21 protein-coding genes are annotated in these 20,848 nt (G+C 31.2%); 11 read left to right on the forward strand and 10 right to left on the reverse strand.

Features of this window, described 5'->3' with window-relative positions; translation table 11 throughout:
• The 3 genes from MHM83_RS08450 to MHM83_RS08460 are packed head-to-tail and all read right to left on the reverse strand — an operon-like array spanning position 1 to position 3,633.
• Positions 1–735 carry a LytR/AlgR family response regulator transcription factor gene (locus MHM83_RS08450; protein ID WP_239179232.1) on the reverse strand — a complete coding sequence of 245 codons (735 nt, stop codon included), beginning with the start codon at positions 733–735 and terminating at the stop codon, positions 1–3.
• 2 nt (positions 736–737) lie between these two features.
• Complete coding sequence (locus tag MHM83_RS08455) at positions 738–2,927, reverse strand: tetratricopeptide repeat-containing sensor histidine kinase (RefSeq protein WP_239179234.1); 2,190 nt, start codon at positions 2,925–2,927, stop codon at positions 738–740.
• Positions 2,920–3,633 carry a hypothetical protein gene (locus MHM83_RS08460; protein ID WP_125064433.1) on the reverse strand — a complete coding sequence of 238 codons (714 nt, stop codon included), beginning with the start codon at positions 3,631–3,633 and terminating at the stop codon, positions 2,920–2,922. The genes MHM83_RS08455 and MHM83_RS08460 overlap by 8 nt, the downstream gene beginning before the upstream one ends.
• Before the next feature lie 243 nt (positions 3,634–3,876).
• On the opposite strand from MHM83_RS08460, the gene MHM83_RS08465 reads away from it, so the two are divergent.
• Positions 3,877–5,007 carry a vWA domain-containing protein gene (locus MHM83_RS08465; protein ID WP_239179236.1) on the forward strand — a complete coding sequence of 377 codons (1,131 nt, stop codon included), beginning with the start codon at positions 3,877–3,879 and terminating at the stop codon, positions 5,005–5,007.
• A 48-nt stretch (positions 5,008–5,055) separates the two neighbouring features.
• Here MHM83_RS08465 and MHM83_RS08470 read toward each other — a convergent pair whose 3' ends face one another.
• Together MHM83_RS08470 and MHM83_RS08475 are read right to left on the reverse strand one after the other, a co-directional pair.
• Entirely contained in the window at positions 5,056–5,850 is a 795-nt protein-coding gene (locus MHM83_RS08470; protein ID WP_073181756.1) for a glucosaminidase domain-containing protein, read from the reverse strand.
• Entirely contained in the window at positions 5,850–6,791 is a 942-nt protein-coding gene (locus tag MHM83_RS08475) for a 1-aminocyclopropane-1-carboxylate deaminase/D-cysteine desulfhydrase (protein ID WP_159489740.1), read from the reverse strand. Before MHM83_RS08475 ends, MHM83_RS08470 begins: the two co-directional genes overlap by 1 nt.
• Before the next feature lie 683 nt (positions 6,792–7,474).
• Between MHM83_RS08475 and MHM83_RS08480 the strand changes: the two genes are divergently transcribed.
• From MHM83_RS08480 to MHM83_RS08520, 9 genes are all read left to right on the forward strand, one after another.
• On the forward strand, positions 7,475–7,945 hold the full coding sequence (locus tag MHM83_RS08480; protein ID WP_239179238.1) for a hypothetical protein: 471 nt from the start codon (positions 7,475–7,477) through the stop codon (positions 7,943–7,945).
• A gap of 231 nt (positions 7,946–8,176) precedes the next feature.
• Positions 8,177–9,598 carry a pyridoxal phosphate-dependent decarboxylase family protein gene (locus tag MHM83_RS08485; protein ID WP_239179240.1) on the forward strand — a complete coding sequence of 474 codons (1,422 nt, stop codon included), beginning with the start codon at positions 8,177–8,179 and terminating at the stop codon, positions 9,596–9,598.
• A gap of 2 nt (positions 9,599–9,600) precedes the next feature.
• Entirely contained in the window at positions 9,601–10,449 is an 849-nt protein-coding gene (locus MHM83_RS08490) for a methylated-DNA--[protein]-cysteine S-methyltransferase (protein WP_239179242.1), read from the forward strand.
• Positions 10,442–10,669 carry an Ada metal-binding domain-containing protein gene (locus MHM83_RS08495; RefSeq protein WP_239179244.1) on the forward strand — a complete coding sequence of 76 codons (228 nt, stop codon included), beginning with the start codon at positions 10,442–10,444 and terminating at the stop codon, positions 10,667–10,669. The genes MHM83_RS08490 and MHM83_RS08495 overlap by 8 nt, the downstream gene beginning before the upstream one ends.
• On the forward strand, positions 10,666–11,235 hold the full coding sequence (locus MHM83_RS08500; protein ID WP_239179354.1) for a DNA-3-methyladenine glycosylase I: 570 nt from the start codon (positions 10,666–10,668) through the stop codon (positions 11,233–11,235). Before MHM83_RS08495 ends, MHM83_RS08500 begins: the two co-directional genes overlap by 4 nt.
• A 3-nt stretch (positions 11,236–11,238) precedes the next feature.
• Positions 11,239–11,847, forward strand: a complete 609-nt coding sequence (locus MHM83_RS08505; RefSeq protein WP_239179246.1) for an alpha-ketoglutarate-dependent dioxygenase AlkB family protein — start codon at positions 11,239–11,241, stop codon at positions 11,845–11,847.
• Between the two features lie 273 nt (positions 11,848–12,120).
• Entirely contained in the window at positions 12,121–12,354 is a 234-nt protein-coding gene (locus MHM83_RS16255; RefSeq protein ID WP_370641927.1) for a GNAT family N-acetyltransferase, read from the forward strand.
• Positions 12,355–12,524: 170 nt separating this feature from the next.
• On the forward strand, positions 12,525–13,004 hold the full coding sequence (locus tag MHM83_RS08515) for a GNAT family N-acetyltransferase (protein WP_239179248.1): 480 nt from the start codon (positions 12,525–12,527) through the stop codon (positions 13,002–13,004).
• Positions 13,005–13,096: 92 nt separating this feature from the next.
• Positions 13,097–13,930, forward strand: coding sequence for an alpha/beta hydrolase family protein (locus MHM83_RS08520; RefSeq protein ID WP_159613964.1), 834 nt, complete (start codon positions 13,097–13,099; stop codon positions 13,928–13,930).
• Between the two features lie 161 nt (positions 13,931–14,091).
• Here MHM83_RS08520 and MHM83_RS08525 read toward each other — a convergent pair whose 3' ends face one another.
• Positions 14,092–16,008, reverse strand: coding sequence for an ABC-F family ATP-binding cassette domain-containing protein (locus MHM83_RS08525; RefSeq protein WP_159613983.1), 1,917 nt, complete (start codon positions 16,006–16,008; stop codon positions 14,092–14,094).
• 119 nt (positions 16,009–16,127) lie between these two features.
• On the opposite strand from MHM83_RS08525, the gene MHM83_RS08530 reads away from it, so the two are divergent.
• A complete protein-coding gene (locus MHM83_RS08530) occupies positions 16,128–16,523 on the forward strand; it encodes a DUF983 domain-containing protein (protein WP_047788549.1) in 396 nt (131 codons plus the stop codon).
• A gap of 55 nt (positions 16,524–16,578) precedes the next feature.
• On the opposite strand, the gene MHM83_RS08535 is transcribed toward MHM83_RS08530, so the two are convergent.
• The 4 genes from MHM83_RS08535 to gldL form a co-directional block, all read right to left on the reverse strand.
• Entirely contained in the window at positions 16,579–17,628 is a 1,050-nt protein-coding gene (locus MHM83_RS08535) for an NAD(P)/FAD-dependent oxidoreductase (RefSeq protein ID WP_239179250.1), read from the reverse strand.
• A 76-nt stretch (positions 17,629–17,704) separates the two neighbouring features.
• The gene (gene gldN / locus MHM83_RS08540; RefSeq protein ID WP_082118617.1) at positions 17,705–18,565 is read right to left on the reverse strand and encodes a type IX secretion system protein PorN/GldN; all 861 of its coding nucleotides are present in this window, start codon (positions 18,563–18,565) and stop codon (positions 17,705–17,707) included.
• Between the two features lie 20 nt (positions 18,566–18,585).
• Positions 18,586–20,121 carry a type IX secretion system protein PorM/GldM gene (gldM, locus tag MHM83_RS08545; RefSeq protein WP_047788551.1) on the reverse strand — a complete coding sequence of 512 codons (1,536 nt, stop codon included), beginning with the start codon at positions 20,119–20,121 and terminating at the stop codon, positions 18,586–18,588.
• Positions 20,122–20,165: 44 nt separating this feature from the next.
• A complete protein-coding gene (gene gldL, locus MHM83_RS08550; protein WP_239179252.1) occupies positions 20,166–20,813 on the reverse strand; it encodes a T9SS inner membrane protein PorL/GldL in 648 nt (215 codons plus the stop codon).
• Positions 20,814–20,848: the final 35 nt, after the last annotated feature.

Below are 20,848 nucleotides of genomic sequence, written 5' to 3' on the forward strand. Positions count from 1 at the left end.
TTATTTAAAATATGATAATAAATTTGCTTTTTTGGATGCTGAAACCATAATTTCTTTCTCGTTTGACAGCACAACACTTCCTCCTTTTCCTTTTTTATACTTTACTATTTCATTAACGTTGACTAAATACGATTTGTGTACCCTAACAAAAGAACTGTCTTTTAAAGCTTCTTCAAAATATTTAAGTGTTTTACTTACCACTTTTTTAGAATTATCAAAATAGATTTCCGTGTAGTTATCATCTGCTTTGCAAAATAAAATTTCCTCAACAGCTACTACTTCAAATCCATCTTGTTGCGGAATCGTAATTTTCCCATTTACTTGATGAGTCATTTTGGGAGTTAACACATTAGTTTCTAACTCATTTTCTTTCTCTTTAATTTCAGTTACAATACCTACTGCTTTAATCAACTCGTCGATTGAAATTGGTTTTAACAAATAATAAGTTGCTTGATTATTTAATGCCTCAATCGCGTAATGATCGTAAGCAGTTACAAAAACTGTTTCAAAAGTTTGATTTTCTACTTTTTCTAACAAGTCAAAAGCATTTCCAAAAGGCATTTCTACATCTAAAAACACCAAGTCCAATTCGTGTTTTTCAATTAGTTTTAGTGCTTCTTCAATATTACTTGCTTCTCCTAACAAGGTTACATTAGGACTGTATTTAGTAATATAGTTTCGTAAAATATCTCTACTTATTTGCTCATCTTCAACTATAATTGCTTTTATTTTCATTGCTAATTTTTATCCTTTTTTAGTGTCAATGCTACTTTAGTTCCGCTTCCATCTTCAAAAGCATTTAAAACCACCACAGATATTTTATCCTGATACATATTATTTAAAATAGCAATTCTATTTTTTATTGTACTCATTCCTTTTGATTTTTGTTTGAGTTGGTTCTTCGTCTTCATTTCTATTGATTTCTCTCTTCCAACCCCATCATCTTCAATTAAAATAGTAATAGAATCATTGTTTTTTGGAAGCATTGAAATTTGAAGTTTTCCCTTTTCTTGTTTGTATCGAAGTCCATGCCAAATTGCATTTTCTATATACGGTTGCAATAACATTGGTGGAATCGAATATTCATCTAAAGGTATACTTTTGTCTATATTAATAGTATAATCAAACTTATCTTTAAACCGGTTGTGCTCTAACTTCACATACAATTCTAACAACTCAATTTCTTTGGTTAACGGTATGAAATCTTCATCTGAATTTTCTAATACCGAACGCATTAATACCGAAAACTCTGACAAATATCTATTTGCGCTTCGCTCGTCACTTACTGCAATAAAACTGTTAACTGAATTCAATGCATTGAAAATAAAGTGCGGATTCATCTGTGACCGCATCGATTTTAAAGCCAATAAATTATTGGCTAACTTTTGTTGTTTATTCGTTCTAAACATAAAATACACCAATAAAACCATTAATAAAAAACCTCCAATTAATGAATAAATAATCCATTTTTGACGTCTATTACTCTCCTCTACCAATTGCTGGTCTTTGTATGCTAAACTTATTTTACTATCTGTTAATTCTTTGTCTTTTTCTAAACTTACTATTCTGTTTTGGCTATCTGAAATTCGTTTACTAAAACGTTTTACTTGTTGAATTTCCTGTTCTTTTCGTGAATATAAAGTATCTACCAATTTTACATAATCTTGATACGTTTTTAGAGCTTCTGTGTAATCTCCAACCGTAGCATATACTTCCGATAAACGCTTAGTCGCGTCTTTTTGAATAATTAAGTCTTTGTTTTTATCCGCATCTGCAATACTCTTTTTTAAATACGGGATTGCCTCTTCATATTCAGATTTTTGCATGTAGGCATTTCCTATTTTATAGTTGATTTTTTGTGAGGTAATTGAATCTACCAAAGATTCGTTGCTTTCCGCTTCTACAACTATATTATCTGCTTCTTTTAGGCTTTCTTTTCGCAACTGAATTTCTTCGTCGTATCGTTGAGATTTATTATAAAAATCGGCTACTTTTTGCTGTTCTTTTAACGAACGTTTTTTGTTTTCTTCGGATGCTAATTTTAATGAGTTTTTAAAATAGCCATCTGCTTTTTGTGTGTTTCCTTGGGCTGCAAAAACTTCTGCTAGCTTAGAGTTTAAGTCTGTTATTTTAGGTGTGATTAAATTCTTTTTCGCAATTTCTAATCCTTTTTCGTAGTTTGCTTTAGCCTTGTTATAGTTTTTTTGAGCTAAGTACACATCTCCCAATCCTTGGTATGCAGTTAAACGTAAGTAATTATTAAGCACCCCGCTTTGTAGGCTTTGTATATAGTTTTGTTCACTACTGTTATAATCTTCCGATAAAAATGCTGCTTTTGCCAGTTTCAAACGAAGCCTAGGCGAGTTTACTTCTTGTAAGGCAATTTGATAATTCTCAACCGCTAAATCGTACTGTTTCCAATAAAAGTACACCTCAGCTAATTCTTTAAACACAGTAGCTCTTTGGCTTTTATTTGGGTCTATCAACAACGTCTTTTCAACAAAAGACAAGCTCTTATCAATATTTTTCTTTTTATAAAACTGAACAGAATCTAAATATTGTGAATATAAACCTGTTTGTTTTCTTGTACTATAAGAGCTTAGTTTTGATTTTTTTTGGGGCGTAAAATCTTCTACTTCCACCTTTATATCTTCATCATCTCTAATTGTATAAAAAACACGATTAAAACTAGGATGTGATACTTCTAGTTGACTTCCCGCTGTGGCTTTTACAGTATAGCTTCCCGTTATTTCAGAAAATCGATATGTTCTTCCATTTACTTCTACACTCGCATCTTTTATAGGCTGACGCGTCTCTTTACTAACTACTTGAACTTTTACTAAAAACTCTTTAGCTGTATTTTCCTTTGTTTGAGAAAAAGCAGCGAATGAAAGGAAAAGAAATACTATGTATATTTTTTTAATCATTTACTGGAAAATATTCAACCACATTAAAATTTTCATTAGTTAAATCAACATAAAAATAATGTATTTGTAATTTATCTTCTTCTGATTTTATTTTTTCTGTTGTTTTAAAATACAGTCTTTTATTTTCAACTAACTCCTTAACATTTATTACTTTTTGTTTTTGAGGTGAAATTTTAATAAAATTTGTACCATCAATTTTACTTAAGTACAAACTTATATCATCCTCATAACCGAGTTTTTTATCATCATTAGTATCGCTATCAATAACTTTATACATTAATATTTGCTGTTTTGTAACATTAAATATCTCTCTTAAAAAGCTTACAGAAGATATATGGATATTTTCTTTCGTTAATGATGTAAACTTATCTGACCCTAATTTTTGAAATTTAAGGTTAATCATCATTCCATTAATTTCATTATCATAGAAATCTGTCAAATGATATGTTTTTCCTCCTTTACTTAATGAAAAATAGCTTTTATTTACTTCCTTATTATTTCCATATCCTACAGGGTGTATAAGATAATTTGTACTATCAATATGTATAGGTAAATCAGCTATTTTAATTAAAGAAGTATCGACTTTAATTTCTTTTTTAGTTTTATCTAAAACAGTTATTTCATTAGTTTCATTTCTGGTTTTCGGCTCACAACTCAAACATATAATTCCTAAAAAAAGGAATATTAAAATTACTTCTTTTCTCATGTTTATTAATTTTTTATTTGTGTAAACATACTCACAAAAAGCCATACAAAAAAACACCTAAACCATTAAAACTCCACAAAAAACAGTCAAAAAATAGATGTTGCTCATTTAACTCGTTATTTCCCTAAATGAAACAACCTATTCACTCATTCTGTATTTTTTAAGAAGAAAGTTGGAAGTAATTTTGAATAGAAATTAACACCAATCAAACTTATACCCAATTAATAACTAAAAATAAAAATTATGAAAACGCACACATTAAAAGTATTTTTCTTTTGCTTAATACTACTAACAACAACTACGTTTGCCAACAAAAACCCCCCTATAAGAAAGGTAAAAAAACAAACTGTTAAAGTTGCTTTGTTACTGGATACCAGTAATAGTATGGACGGACTCATTAACCAAGCAAAAGCACAACTATGGGAAATTGTTAATGAATTATCGTATGCTAAATACAACGGTATTACTCCTAATTTAGAAATTGCTTTATACGAATACGGAAATTCAAGTTTATCTCCTAAAGAAGGATATATCCAACAGGTTTTACAATTTACGAGTGATTTAGATGAGATTTCTGAACATCTTTTTTCTTTAAGCACTAATGGCGGAAGTGAATATTGTGGTCAAGTAATACAAACTTCTTTAAACGAATTGGATTGGGGAACTAATAAACGTGATTTAAAAATGATTTTTATCGCCGGAAACGAGCCTTTTACTCAAGGAAAAGTAAACTATAAAGATGCTATTACTAATGCTAAAGAAAAAGATATTATAGTTAACACAATATTCTGCGGTGATTATAACCAAGGGATTACTGGAAGATGGCAAGACGGAGCTATTTATGGAGATGGTGATTATATGACTATTAATCAAAACAAACACATTGTACATATTGTAACACCTTATGACAACGATATTATTATTTTAAACAAACGTTTAAATGCCACCTACATTCACTATGGTTCTTATGGATATTCTAAATATAGTAACCAAGCGAAGCAAGACATGAATGCTGAGAGTTTAGATGAAGCTGTAGTTGTAAAACGTGCCGTAACTAAAAGCTCTAAACTATATAAAAATGCTGAATGGGATTTGGTGGATGCTTCAAAAGAAAAAGAAATTGATTATGGTTCTTTAAAAAAGAAGCAGCTTCCTAAACAGTTACAAAACAAATCTGCCAAAGAAATTAAAATGTATGTGGAGAAAAAACGTAAAGAGCGTACTGAAATTCAACAAAAAATTCAAGAATTAAATAAAAAAAGAAAAAAGTATGTAGCTAAAAAACAAAGGGAAAGTTCTAAAAAAAATGAGTTAGAAAGTGTTATGATTAAAGCTATTAAAAAACAAGCAGAAAAGAAAAATTACTCTTGGTAGTTTTAATTGGGGTTTGGTTAGTTAAAGCGGAGTAAAACTCCGCTTTTTTTATTTTACCAATAGATCTTGCCCAATACTAATGTTATTATCACTTAAACCGTTCATCTTTTTCAATTGTTGTACCGAAACATTATATCTTCTTGATATAGAGTATAGCGTATCTCCTTTTTGAACTTTATGTGAAGTTGTTTTATACGTTGGCGTTTTTACTGCTAAAGAACCATCTCTTCTAACTCGATCGTATTTATCTAAGTTATACTTTGTAATAATAGAAATTAATTTTTGAGGATATTTTCTGTCCGTTGCATATCCTGCTCTTTTTAACCCGTATGCCCAACCTTTATAGTCTGTATGCCTTAATCTAAATAAACTTGCATATCGTTTACGAGTTAGTAAAAACTGTGAGTGATCTTCATACGAAGTTTCAGGGTATTTATATTTTCTAAAACATTCTCCTTTTTCATCATCATCATGAGTTACACTATTACCTTGCCAACCTCTATGACATTTAATGCCAAAGTGATTGTTTGATCTTCGAGCTAAAGGGCTTCTTCCACTCCCCGATTCTAATACTCCTTGCGCTAAGGTAATACTAGCAGGAATACCATGTTCGTGCATTTTCTTCACTGCAATTGGTGCAAATTTTTGAATATAGGCCTCGGTATGGTTTGTAGTTGTTGATATTGGCTTTTGTATTTGCTCTAACTGTGGTAACTCAGGCATTTTTTCTTCTCTAGGTTCTAAAACCACCTCTTTTGGTGTATTTTTCACCACATTTTTACCCGACCCGCAACTTGTAAATATTGCCGCACAAACTACTAAAAAAACTACCTTTATTTTCATTAAACCTTTATTAACTCTTTATTTTTATCCTTTAATTTCTGGTTTACTCCTGCTATTCCTTGTAAACCTCCTGTATGAATTACTAGTATTTTACTGTTTTTCGAAAACATATCTTTTGCTACTAAATCTAGTATTCCAAATAACATTTTCGCTGTATAAACTGGATCTAATAAAATACCTGTTTGCCCTTTAAATTCATTTATAAAACGGATTAACTCTTCAGTATATTTTCCGTAGCCTCCAAAATGATAGTTGGTTTGCAAGTTCCAATTTTTACTTTCTTTTGCATAAGGTGTTATTTCTTCTGCTAAGAAATCACCTTTTAGTGCAGGAAACCCAATTACCTTTTGATTCTTTTTGGCCGAATTTATCAATCCAGAAATCGTTCCTCCAGTACCTACTGCGCAGCAAATATAATTGAATTTTTCATCTTCATTTGTTAAAATCTCCTCGCAACCTTTTACAGCTAAAGCATTTGTTCCTCCTTCAGGAATTAGGTAAAAATTACCAAATTCTTTTTTTAACTGATTAATAAATTCTTCAGATGTTTTACTTCGGTAGGCTTCTCTAGTAATAAACTTAAATTGCATACCACTTTCGTAAGCTTTTCTCAAGGTTTCGTTTTGTAAAAGTGTTTTGGCTACATCCTTTCCAAGTTCATCACCTCTAATAATTCCTATTGTTTTAAAACCTGCCATTTTTCCTGCAGCAGCAGTAGCTGCAATATGGTTTGAAAAAGCGCCTCCAAAAGTTAATAAGGTTTCTTTTTTTTGTTGTTTTGCTTCTGCAATATTATACTTCAGTTTTCTAAATTTATTGCCTGAAACGAATGGATGAATAGTATCTTCTCTTTTTATAAAAAGTTCAACCTCTTTTGTTGTTAAAATAGGTAAGTAAATTTGTTGGTTTTCTGGTATGGGAATTTCTAGTTTAAACAGCATTTTAAAAAGTTATCAATGCAAAAATAAGCCTTTAATCTATTTTTAGCTTATCCCCTACTATACCAATAGTAATTATTAAAAAAAATAACAACATAGTAGTGAAAAATATTAACTAATCGTGCCGCGATGTCTTCGGAGCACGCCGTGATATCAACGACCCATGCCGCGGTGTCTTCGGAGCATGCCGTGATATCAGCGACCCATGCCGTGGTGTCTTCGGAGCGTGCCGTGATATCAGCGACCCATGCCGCAGTGTCAACGGAGCATGCCGTGATATCAGCGACCCATGCCGTGGTGTCTTCGGAGCGTGCCGTGATATCAGCGACCCATGCCGCAGTGTCAACGGAGCATGCCGTGATATTAGCGACCCGTGCCGTAGTGTCTTCGGAGCATGCCTTGATATCAGCGCCCCGTGCCGTAGTGTCTTCGGAGCATGCCTTGATATCAGCGACCCATGCCGCGGTGTCTTCGGAGCATGCGGTGATATCAGCGACCCAAAGCTACTTTTAGTATATAAATAGCTACGATTATGGGTTTCCGTAAGGAAATTAAATTATTATTAGTAAGTTCATAAAGTATAAACAAACATAAAGTACAACTATAAACCTACCAAAACAGGTGTATAAAGATGTATTATCCATCTATATAAACAAGTTGTAGTTAATAATGTAAAACCAACCAATATGAGATATTTACTAACACCAATAACAATGTTTATTTGGTATTTACTGACCTATTTAGGACTTTACTATGGAATGGTTCTAATGTTATGGATGTTTTCTTTGAGCTGGATTTGGTTAATAATCGGATACACATTCTTAATCGGAATAATTTCTTTTCTTGTAAATTCTCTGCCAGCACTAATCAACTTCCTGATTTTGAAATTCTATCGACTGAATTGGTTTAGTATTATTGCTCACTCAATTGCTGGGCTTTTGGGAATTATCTACTTCTATTATTTCATTTACCAAAATCCACCAACAATGGTTAGTGGAAATGAATCGACACCAATGTTAAAAGCATTATGGAATCAATCGTGGCTGAAAACAATATTACTTATAATTCCATTCATCGGACTTCAACTGGGACTTATCTATCAGGGAATTTTTAGTCCGATAACTATGAAACTGGAAGAAAACGAAAATGAATATTAAAAAAACACTAGCTAACTTAAGATGTATAACCGCAATTACGGCGGAATTTTCCACTGGAAAATTCTCGCCTATTTACTAACTTTAACCGTCAGCGGAAAAATCCTGCTGATTTTACCGTAACTGACGGTTATGCGAGACCGTTGTAAGTCATTTAGAAGAAAACCGCAAGAATCGGGTTTTATAGCAAAAAAACATTTTAGAATTTTGTCTAAAAATAAAACAATACTTAAAATGAATTTTGATTTTGACGAAAAACAACGCAAAGAGATACTAAATACTGTTTCACAAAAAATAGAGCATTTTTACACTAATACTAAAGATTACAGTACTACACCAGAACTTAACTTACAAGACATTAGAAATATTATAGAATCTGAAAATTTAGTTTCTGGAACCGAACCAAACAAAGCTATAGAGCATATAATAAACGGACTTGAAAATTATTCTGTTCACACACCACATCCAAAATATTTTGGTTTATTTAATCCTCGAGCAAATTTTGCGGGAATTATTGCAGATTTTATAACCGCTTCTTATAATCCTCAATTAGCAGCTTGGAGTCACGCTCCTTTTGCCGTTGAAGTAGAAGCTCACATAATTAATCAGTTTATTGAAAAATTTGGCTTAAATCCAAAAAAATCAGACGGAGTTTTTACAACTGGCGGAGCTGAAGCAAATTTAACTGCTGTATTATCTGCATTAAATAATAAATATCCTGATTTCGCTAAAAACGGAATGTTTGGTTTAGATAAAAAACCTGTTATTTTTTGTTCTCAAGAAGCACATCATTCTGTGCAAAAAGCAGCGAAAATTGTAGGCTTAGGATATGAATTTGTAAAAACAATTCCAACGACTAAAGATTTAAAAATAGACACTGATTTATTAGAAAAAGAAATCAAAAACCTAAATAATTCAACACATAGCCCATTAATGGTTATTGGTACAGCAGGAACAACAGGAACAGGAACAATAGACGACTTAGAAGAAATTTCAAAAATATGCAAAACACATAATATTTGGTTTCACGTTGATGCCGCTTATGGTGGAGGAGCTGTTTTAAGTTCAAATCTAATACATATACTGAAAGGTATTTCTGCTTCGGATTCAATAACTTTTGACGCACATAAATGGATGTCTGTTCCTATGGGAACAAGCGTATTCTTGACTTCTCATCAAGAAATTCTAAACAAAACATTTAGAATTACCACAGAATATATGCCTAAAGAGGCAAATGAATTAGAAATTGTTGAACCATTCTCACATTCCATTCAATGGTCAAGACGATTTATAGGTTTAAAAGTCTATTCATCTTTATTATTTTACGGTTGGAATGGTTATGAAAAAGTAATCAATCATCAAGCTAAAATGGGAGAATATTTAAGAACTAAACTAACAGAAAATAATTGGATTATTAAGAACAGTACCGAATTACCAGTAATCTGTTTTACATACCAAGAATTTGAATCGGATGCTAATTTCACAAAAACCATTTTAGACAACATTTTGGCTAAAGGAAATTCTTGGATATCGGTTTACCCTATAAAAAACGTTCCAACATTTAGAGCTTGTATTACAAATTACAATACAACCGAAACAGAAATAGACGAATTAATTGAAGAATTAAATAAGGAAAGAAAAGCATATCAAGATTAATTATGTCAAATAATACAAACACATATCATTATGATAAAATAGCAGAAGCTATTGAATATTTAGATGAACATTTTAAAGAGCAACCTACTCTAGATGATATTGCTGAACATTTAAATATGAGTTCTTTTCATTTTCAAAGATTGTTTAAAGATTGGGTTGGTGTTACACCAAAAAAATACATTCAATTTTTGAGTGTAAATTATGCTAAAAGCAAACTTAAAAAAGATAAAAATACATTGTTTGATACTGCTTTAGATACAGGGCTTTCAGGTACTAGTCGTTTACACGATTTATTTATAAACATAGAAGGAATGACACCAGGAGAATATAAAAATGGAGGTAAATGCTTAAATATAAACTATAGCTATGCCGAAACTCCGTTTGGTGATATTTTGATTGCCACTACTAAAAAAGGAATATGTCATATTGCTTTTGTAGATAATAAAGAAGAGGCTTTACAGGTTTTGATAAATAGTTTTCCAAATGCAAATTACCAACAAAAGGTTGATAAAATTCAACAAAAAATATTGATGGTATTCTTAAATGATTGGAATAAACTTAGTAAAATAAAATTACATTTAAAAGGCACTGATTTTCAATTAAAAGTTTGGGAGGCTTTATTGACTATTCCTAAAGGAAAATTAGCTACCTATGGAGAAATTGCAAAAAAAATTGAAAAACCAAAAGCTTCAAGAGCTGTAGGAACAGCAATTGGAAGTAATCCTATTGCTTATTTAATTCCTTGTCATAGAGTAATTCAATCTTCTGGAAAAACGGGTGGCTATCGTTGGAATCCAATTAGAAAGAAGGCTATTTTGGGTTGGGAAGCTGTAAAAACTGCTAATGATTAAACATTCAGACATAAATAAAAAAGAGCTGTTTCTTAAAATTAAAAATAAAGAAATTACTCTTGGTGGAAATAGACGATTGAAAATATACGGCACACTTCAATGTAAATCAGGCAAGCGAATGAAAACCCAAAATCGAGTGTTTTTTAAAAGCAAAAAAGAAGCTATAGAAAATGACTATAGACCTTGTGGTCATTGTATGACTGATAAATATAAATTATAGAAGGCAAAGCAGAACTAACAAGGTGTAAATGGTGTAACAACGACCTTGTTTATCAAGAATATCACGATAACGAATGGGGAGTACCAAAATATGATGATAAAACCTTATTTGAAATGTTAATTTTGGAAGGTGCTCAAGCAGGTTTATCGTGGATTACCATTTTAAAAAGAAGAGAAAATTACAGGAAAGCATTCGATAATTTTGATGTTAATAAAGTAGCCAAATATTCAGAAAAAGATATTGACAGACTGGTTAATGATAAAGGAATTATACGCAATAAATTAAAAATAAACTCTGCTATTAAAAATGCAAAAGTGTTTATTGAAGTTCAAAAAGAATTTGGTTCTTTTAGTAAATATATTTGGAGTAAAATAAATGATACACCCATAATTAATCATTACAAAGATGCAACAGTATTGCCGGTTACATCTTCTTTAGCAGAACAGATTTCTAAAGAATTAAAAAAGAAAGGAATGAGTTTCATTGGTCCAATAATTATATATTCTTATATGCAATCTATTGGTATGATTAACGACCACACCTTAGATTGTTTTTTAAGAAAGTAAAAGATGGAATTATTTCAAGAACAAGTAGATTCAACAAAAAACTGGTTACCTTATGATGGCACCGTACATTACTGGGGTAAAATATTTAGTCAAAAACAAAGTGATGCATATTATAAGAGCTTAATGGAACAAATAGCTTGGAAAAATGACGAAGCTATTATTTTTGGAAAGCACATAATTACTAAACGTAAAGTAGCCTGGTATGCTGATAAGCCGTATGAATACACCTATTCAAAAATTAGTAGAACTGCACTTTTATGGACTCCTTTATTGCTTGAATTAAAAGAAATTGTGCAAGAAAAAACACAACAAGAATATAATTCAGTTTTATTAAATCTGTACCATACAGGAGCAGAAGGAATGGCTTGGCATAGTGATGACGAAAGAGATTTAAAAACTAATGGTTCTATAGCTTCTCTAAATTTTGGAGCAAAAAGAAAATTTGCTATAAAACATAAACAGACCAAGCACAAACAAATATTTGAGCTTGAAAGTGGCGATTTATTAGAAATGAAAGATCAAACACAATCGCATTGGATTCACAATATTCCAACTACAAAGAAAATCCACACACCAAGAGTAAATCTAACATTTAGACAAATGATAAAATAATATCAATGATTTTGCAGAAATAATAAATCACTAAATAAGATAAATACAACGGAATAATGATAATAAAAAAAGCACAAACATCAGATTTAAGAGGTTTGGCTCAGCTTTTTGATGAGTACAGAGTATTTTATAGAAAAGAAAGTGATATTGAACAAGCATTGTCTTTTTAACAGCACGTATGCAAAACAATGAATCTGTGATTTATATTTCATTTAACAATAAAAATGTAATGACTGGATTCGTTCAATTATTTCCTCTTTTTTTCCTACAAATATGAAACGATTATGGTTGTTAAATGATTTGTATGTTAGTATAAATTATAGAGGTTTAGAATTTTCTAAAGCACTTATTGAAAGAGCAAAAAAACTTGTAATTGAAACAAAGGCTAGTTTATTAACATTAGAAACAGAAAAAAGTAATTCTATCGGAAATAAATTGTATCCAACAACTGACTTTATTTTAGATGATGAACATAATTATTACTACTGGGATAATAATAAGTTGTGATGTATAAAAACTGAATTAAAAAACGACTTACTTAAGATGTATAACCACAATTACGGTGGGTTCGACTATGCCTGAATCCATTCGTAATTGCTAAAACCTTTGCTTAACAGAAAAATACTAACTTTAATGCCGTAACGGGCTAGACCGATAATACGTAAATTGATCAAAATATGACGATAAATAATTTTACTTCTCAACACCAAATCGAATTGAACAATTTTGTTCTTGGAGTTCAAAACGGAGAATTTGGACTCGGATTTAAGAAAAATGAACAATTGGACTTAATTAATACGGCAGAATTTTATAAAGGTGGCGGGTTTTGGGTTGCTGAGTTGGAAGGTGAAATTGTTGGATGTATCGGACTTCAAAAATTAAATGAGAATATCGGGGTTTTAAGAAAGATGTTCGTTAAAAAAGAACTACGCGGAACGGACTTAAAAATTGCTCAAAAGCTGTTCGATAAATTAAAGTCTGAATCCCAAAAACTCGCATTTAAAAGTATTCTACTGGACACACCATCAGTTGCCAAAGCATCGCATCGTTTTTACGAAAAGAATGGTTTTTTGGATTTGGACAGGTCTCAAATCCCATCTAACTACACGTTTCCTGACAGAAACTCTAAAATATTTGAATTAAAGTTAAACGAATAAAACCTGCGTACAACAAGGTATATAATGCATAGCCGCCCTACGGGACGGCAACGCATTATATACAAGTCGTAAGAGGTAACTAAAAAAAGTAAATGAAACAAATAGAAATATTATCAAATTGCGAAGTACTATCAGCCACTCTTTATGAAGACGAAAAAAATGAAACTGTACTTATTATTGCTTCTGCAACAGGAGTGAAACAAGAGTATTATCAAAACTTTTCAAAATATCTGTCTGAAAACGGAATTTCAGTTCTTACTTTTGATTACTGCGGAATTGGTCGCTCCTTAAGAAAACCTATTTTAGAGTTAAGTAATAATGCTGCTGATTGGGGGAAAAATGATATTGAATCTGTTCTGCAATATGTTTTAAAAAATTATCCGAACTCAAAAAAAGTAATTCTTGGACATAGTATTGGTGGGCAACTTATAGGGTTGGCTAAATCCTCTCCTAAATTTGATAAAATAATACTCCTTGCTGCGCAGTCTGGTTATTGGAGATTTTGGGAAGGAATTAACAAATTTAAAATGTGGTTTAATTGGTACATTTTATTTCCCTCCATCCTAAATTTATTTGGATACCTCAAATCTAAAAAGCTAAGCGGTATGGAAAACCTACCTAAGAATGTAGCTAACCAATGGAAAAATTGGGGTAAAAAATCAGATTATATGCAAGGTGATAAATCGATAGTTTTAAAATACTATGATAAAATTAAATTTGATATAAGTGCTTTTTGTATTGAAGATGATGATTTTGCCCCTCAAAAAGCAGTAGAATGGATGACTAGTCAGTATCAAAACTCAAATATTAAATCAACTATTTTAAAACCTAGTGATTTTGGAGTTGAGAAAATTGGCCATTTTGGAGTGTTTAAAAATAAGTTTAAAGCTACAATTTGGAAAACTTTACTTAATGAAATAAAATAATGGACTGCTAATTTAAGATGGTTTGAACTCAAGACAAGTATATTTCATATTTTTTTAAACTAAAGTGCTTTTATACTTACTACTTTTTATTGTTGTAAAAACTTGTTTTAGTAACTTTTGTACATCGTTATTAAAACAAGTTTTTACTTTTATTCTTAATATTAAAAATCAACTAACTGCTCCTCAACTTGTTCCCATTCTTCCATTAGTGCATCAACTTTCGCCTTTTTTGCTTTGTAGTTTTCGAAGAAGTTAGGACGTGAAGATACTTCATCGTAGTTCTGTGCTAATTCTAAATCTATTTTTTCTATTTCAGCCTCTAAATTTGCTATTTGTGTTTCAATTTTATTTAGCTTATTTTTTAACTTTTTTAATTCTTTTTCTTGCTCTCTTGATAATTGATAGGCTTCTTTTTTAGAAGTATCTTTTTCTTTAGTAACTACGGTTCTTTTCTCAGCATCGCGCAAACTTTCCATTTTATGTTGCTCTAAGAAATAATCAATATCTCCTAAATATTCTTTTATTTCACGGTCTTTAAATCCGTAAACCGTTGTGGTTAATCCTTGTAAAAAATCACGGTCGTGAGATACGACAATTAGCGTACCATCAAAGTTTTGTAATGCTTTTTTTAATACATTTTTAGAAGCAATATCTAAGTGGTTGGTAGGCTCATCCATTATTAAGACATTAAATGGCGATAGCAACAACTTACATAATGCCAAACGATTTCGCTCACCTCCTGATAGTACTTTTGCTTTTTTATCTACTGCCTCTCCTCCAAATAAAAACGAACCTAACATATCTCGCACACGCATTCTATTACTATCGGTAGCAGCGTCTTCCATAATTTCTAACACTGTTTTCTCTGGTGGTAATTCTTCTGACTGATTTTGTGCAAAGTAACCTATTTCTACATTGTGTCCTAGTTTTAAGTTTCCTTCAAACGGAATTTCCCCTACCATCATTTTGGCCAAGGTAGATTTTCCCTGTCCGTTTTGTCCTACAAAGGCAATTCTACTATTACGTTCAATTAATAAGTTTACATCTTTTAACACCTCTTTTTCTCCATAGCTTTTTGCTAAATTTTCAGCCTCTACAATAATTTTGCCTGGTTCTTTTGATATAGCAAAACGCACATTCATTACCGCATTATCATCTTGGTCTACTTCAATACGTTCTACTTTTTCTAACTTTTTAATTAACGATTGTGCCATGGAAGCTTTGCTAGCTTTTGCACGGAATTTCTCTATTAATTTTTCGGTATGTTCTATTTCCTTCTGTTGATTTTTCTGTGTTTGCAGCTGCTTTTCTTTAATCTCTGCTCGCAGTTTTAGGAACTCAGAGTACGGTTTTTTATAATCGTAGATTTGACCTAACGAAATTTCTATAGTACGATTGGTTACATTATCTAAAAACATCTTATCGTGCGATACTAAAACGATAGCTCCTGCATAGTTTTTTAAAAAGTTTTCTAACCAAATAATCGACTCAATATCTAAGTGGTTTGTGGGCTCATCGAGTAATAAAATATCATTATTCTGAAGAAGGAGTTTTGCAAGTTCAATACGCATACGCCAACCTCCAGAAAAAGTATCGGTTAACTTATCAAAATCTTCTCGTTGAAAACCTAATCCTTGTAAAATCTTTTCGGTTTCTCCTTGATAGTTATATCCACCAAGTAACTCGTAACGTTCAGTTTTCTCGTTTAAATCAATAATTAATTGATTATACGCTTCACTTTCATAATCAGTTCTTTCTGCTAGTTGACGATTAATTTCATCAAGCTCTAGTTCAATTTCTTTAATTTCAGTAAATGCTTGGTATGCTTCTTCTAAAATAGTTCTTCCATGGACAAAATCAATATCCTGTCGTAAAAACCCTATACGTACATCTTTATCAAATGCCAGTGTTCCGCCACTACTTTCAATATCTTTTGATAAAACTTTTAATAAGGTAGATTTTCCTGCTCCATTTTTTCCAATCAATCCAATTCTGTCTCCTTTTATTAATTTAAAAGTGATTCCAGAAAACAAATCTGTTCCCATAAATGAAACTGATACATCGTGTACGTTTAACATATTTTTAGCAAATTACTTTGGTTTTGTAACTAGAGTTACAAACGATAGTTTTATTTTTGTTGAAATTTGTACAAACTTACAAAAAGCAAATAGTTAATCGAACTTAATACCCATAAGAAATGTTTGGAAAAGGAAGTAAATTGTATAGTATTTTTAATAGTAAATGTCCTCGATGTCATGAAGGAGACTTCTTTAAATACAAACTTAACTTCAACCCTAAAAAAGTAACTACTTTACATGAAAATTGTCCTCAATGTAATTTTAAGTATATGATGGAGCCTTCTTTTTTCTTTGGTGCGATGTATGTAAATTACGCGCTTGCAGTAGCTCTTTTTGTCGCTATTTTTATTATTGCTAAAGTTTTTATTGGCTTATCTATTTTACATAGTTTCATAGCTATAATAGTTGTTTCTTTAATATTAACACCTATTACATTAAGACTTTCAAGAATTATTTGGATTAACCTATTTGTGGGTTATAAAAAGAACGCCAAAGAATTACAATCAGAAAAGTAACTCTACTAGGAATAAGTTTATTATTTCTTAAAATATAACAATATAAAAAGGTTCGTTATTCAACGAACCTTTTTATATTTATTTCTTTATCCAACTCTTCCCCCTTCTCGAGATGATTATATAAGTTTTCTGCAACAGTTGGGGCAATCATTACACCACGTGTTCCTAAGCCGTTTAAAATAGCTAATTTTTGATATTCTGGATGTTTTCCTACTAAAGGCCTTCTATCTTTTACTGTAGGACGTATTCCTGCTGATTGTTCAATTACTGTATATGGAACTGATATTATCTTTTGTAATTTTTCTTCCAACTCTTTTCTTCCTTCTTCTGTTGGAACTGATGTTTTATCTGTCCAATTAAAAGTAGCTCCTACTTTGTAATTATCATTACCTAATGGCATAACAAAAACACTTCCTTTTAATAAAAAATCTATTTTTAATTCGGGAGCATGAATTGTTATCGTTTCTCCTTTAGTCCCATTTAAAGGCAAATAATTAAAAAATGGATTTTTCTTTAAACCAAATCCTTCACTAAACACAATTCGTTTAGCAGTAATATTATCATAACTAACTTTGTCTTCTTCTATATTTACTTTTGAATAATCAAAAGCTTCTTCTACAAGACTTTTTAATGATTTAATATATTCTTTGTAAGCTTTTACTAATAAAGGGGTATCAATTCTTCCTGTTCCTTTTAATTCTCCAAATCCATAATTACCTATAATTCCTTTTATTTTTTTTTTTGATATTTTTGGATTCATATAGTAAGACAACATTGGTTTATCTGATGCAATGAACCAATTGTTTTCATCTCCTACACTTGAAAATACTTTTTTAGTAGTAAATTTATAATCTAAGTTAAGTTGTAACTTTTCTTCTAGTTCTTCATAAAAAGGGATTGCCTTTTCTAGTTGTTCATGTCCATTCCAAACTGGCGTAAATCGTTTTAAGATTACAGGATTGTATACTCCACCAGCAACTACTGAAGATACTTGTGAAGTATTTTCAAAAACAATAAAACTTTTATTGTTTTTAATTAATTGTTCTGTAAAGGCTATTCCTGATAACCCTAAGCCAACTATGATATAATCTACCTCTTTATTCATAATTCAAAAGTACTACTATTGTAATAAAAAAGAGCTTGCAATGCAAGCTCTTTTTTGTTTATACTGAAAAGGAATATTAATAATTCCACATATCCATTTCTCTATTACGAATACCTTCTTTAATTCTATTTGCTTCTAACAATTGAAATAAAGAATTACCACGAACATAATCTTTTATAGATCTATCTCCATAAATGTTTTCTTCTCTTAAAATGGTTGAGTTAAAACGTCTTGCATTTAACAAGTTGTCATAAGAAAGTGGTTGTGCTGAATTTTCTGGGTTGAATACTTTTGAATTGTGTAATGTTTCACGAGCATCTGGGAAAAACACCCAAAATAGTTCATACACATTTTCACTGTCGTCAATTTCTTCAACTCCCATTACCTGTACATCTGGTCCCATAGGTGCTAAGGCTAATAAACGATATTTTAACTCACCTTGGCGTTTGTCAAAATACCAAATACCTTTTAACTTAAACCCCTTAATATCTTGAGACTGTACATAATAAGGATCCACATAGTCTCCATTTTGACGTTCATTAAACGTCATCATATTAACTTCTTCCATTCCTATTTTAGTGGTAAAATAAGAGTCGTTATAGACCTCTGTTATTTCACCATTTTTAATACCTTTTAATAAGGTATCAAATAAAGAACGTCTTGTAAGACCTGCATTCATAGTATCAATTGGGTAATAATAAGGTAGATTTATTTTCTGGTTTAAATCTACATATTCCCACACCACCTTAGACCATAACACATCTCTATCACTAATGTAGCCATAAGGAAGTGGTTTGTCATCTTCTGAAGCTATTTGAGCTTCAGATTTAAATCCAATTTCATCTACCTTTTTAGCATTTAAAAGGTTAGCTTGTGCACTTGCATAGCTTGTCGCAGCAAATGCGAATAAAACCATATAAAAACGCTTCCAATTCATACTTTCTTATTTTTTACTTATTAATTTGTAATTTCTACGCTAACAGGTAATACTTTTTTAATTTTATAGTTAGAACCTGATACTGATGCTTTGATATCAAAAATTGTAATTACATCATTTCTTCTAGCCTTACTAATAGCTGCTTTAGCTCTAGAGTTTAAACCTCTACCACTTACAGGTATCGCTACTTGTCCTGGTACTTTAACCTTAAAGCTAGATACGTTTAGTTTTAAATCAAATAAGAAGTCTGGTAATCCTGCAGCTACGCTTATTCTTCCTAAACTAGCTTTTGGCATTTTTACGGTACCATATTGACCTCTAACCATACCTACTGCTGGTGGTATGTCTTTAATTCTAAATTTCTTAACAGAACGCACACCTTTTGATGCACCCGTTGGAGTTCCTGTAACTACGATGTTTACCTCACTACCTTTACCTGGATACATAGTATACTTGTCTCCTCTAACTCTTTTCAATCCTGGAGCTTTTGCAGAAACTTTATTTCCTGGTACTCCTGGAATAGAAATAGTTAACGGGTTAGCTAAACCACGGTATACTACATTCATTTTATCTGCAGAAACTAGAGCTTCATTTGGTCTAGGAATAACAGCATAAGCTCCTTTAATATCTATTTTTACAATAGAATCTCCTTCTTTAAATTGGAACTCTCCTTTTAATTCCTTATCTCCTACATTACCTGCTGGACCGTCTAGAATAACTTGTCCTGCTTGAATTTTTTCTTGCTCAACTTCTTTATCATTAATAATAACTTTCTCTGCAGTTAAATTAGGATCTTTTTTTCCTAATACAATTCTACCTGATAAGTTTTCTCCAGGATAATAAGCACTCTTATCAAAAACAACCATTGCTTCATATTTGGTCATAGATACAGCACTTTGTAATTCTCCTTGTAATAAAGCTGTTAAAGCATCAGATTCTGTAGCTTTAATGTCTGCTTGGATTTGAGTTAACTTAGTTAAAGATGCAATTAAAGGGAAACCTTCAAAATGATATTTTAACCAGTCAATTTTTTTACCGTCTTTATTTTCTACTTTACTTGTATTAAAACGAGCGGCTATTACATCTGCTACTTCTGTACCTTCTAAAGCAGCAACAGCATCATTTCTGAAAGCATCTATCTTAGCAACAAATTCTTGTCCTTTTTTTGATATTTTACCTCCTTTAAAGAACAATTCATCTAAAAATTTAGACTTATCCATTGTTTCATATGCTTTTTTATCTTCTAAATCACCAGTCATTTGGCTCTTTAAATCTCCTACGTAAGCATATAATTCATCAGCTGCTACTTTTAACTTATCTGTTTTCTCCTTAGCTTCACCGTATTGCTTAGCTTGTTCTGCTGCCTTTTGAGCTAACGTTTCGTAAGCTGTTTTATTTTTCTCTGTTGCTTTTTGGTTAGCTACTGTTAACTTTTCATTCATTAATCCAAAGGCAGATAATACTTCCTTACTCATGTTCATTGCTAACATTGCAATAAACACTAAGTACATAAGGTTAATCATCTTCTGCCTTGGTGATAGTTGTCCTCCTGCCATATTAATTAGTTTGTTTAGTTAATAAATTAGATTAAACTAATTAATTATTTGTTAGACATTGCAGTTAACATTCCTCCATATACTCCATTTAATGAAGATAGGTTTGTTGCTAACGATTGCATTTGCTCTTGTAAACGTTGAGAGTTTTCTACCATAGCTGAGTTTAAATCGGCTTGTTTACTAGCATTTTCTACTTGAGTTTGGTATAAACTATTTAATGATTCCATTTGAGCTGCTGCTCTAGACATTTGTTCATTGTAACTGTTAGTAGCTGAAATTGATTGAGAAGCTGAAGCTAATGGCTCTACTGCTCCTTGGAAGCTTTTAATACTGTCTCCTAAACGAGATACTAATTGAGCATCTAATTTAGCTTCACTTAGTATATTGTCTAATTTTTGAGATAACATGCTTTGTGCTTCTTCTGGTGAAGCAGAAACTTTTTTATCTCTTTTGCTACCTGATGATTGTCCATCTGCTAACTCTGGGTATACTTTTGTCCAATCTAAATCGTCTTCAACTGCTTCAAACGCTGACAATGCGAAAACTGCTGCTTCAACAATCATACCTACCATTAATACTTCATTTCCAAAAGGCCAGTGTAAAATTTTAAATAATGCTCCAATAATAACTACTGCGGCTCCTAAACCGTAAGCCATGTTGAACATTTTTTTAGTTGATTTTGATTGTGCCATAATTCTTGATTTTTAAAATTTGGGGATTAATATTT

Source organism: Tenacibaculum sp. Mcav3-52, from assembly GCF_022347665.1.
Lineage (GTDB): Bacteria > Bacteroidota > Bacteroidia > Flavobacteriales > Flavobacteriaceae > Polaribacter > Polaribacter mesophilus.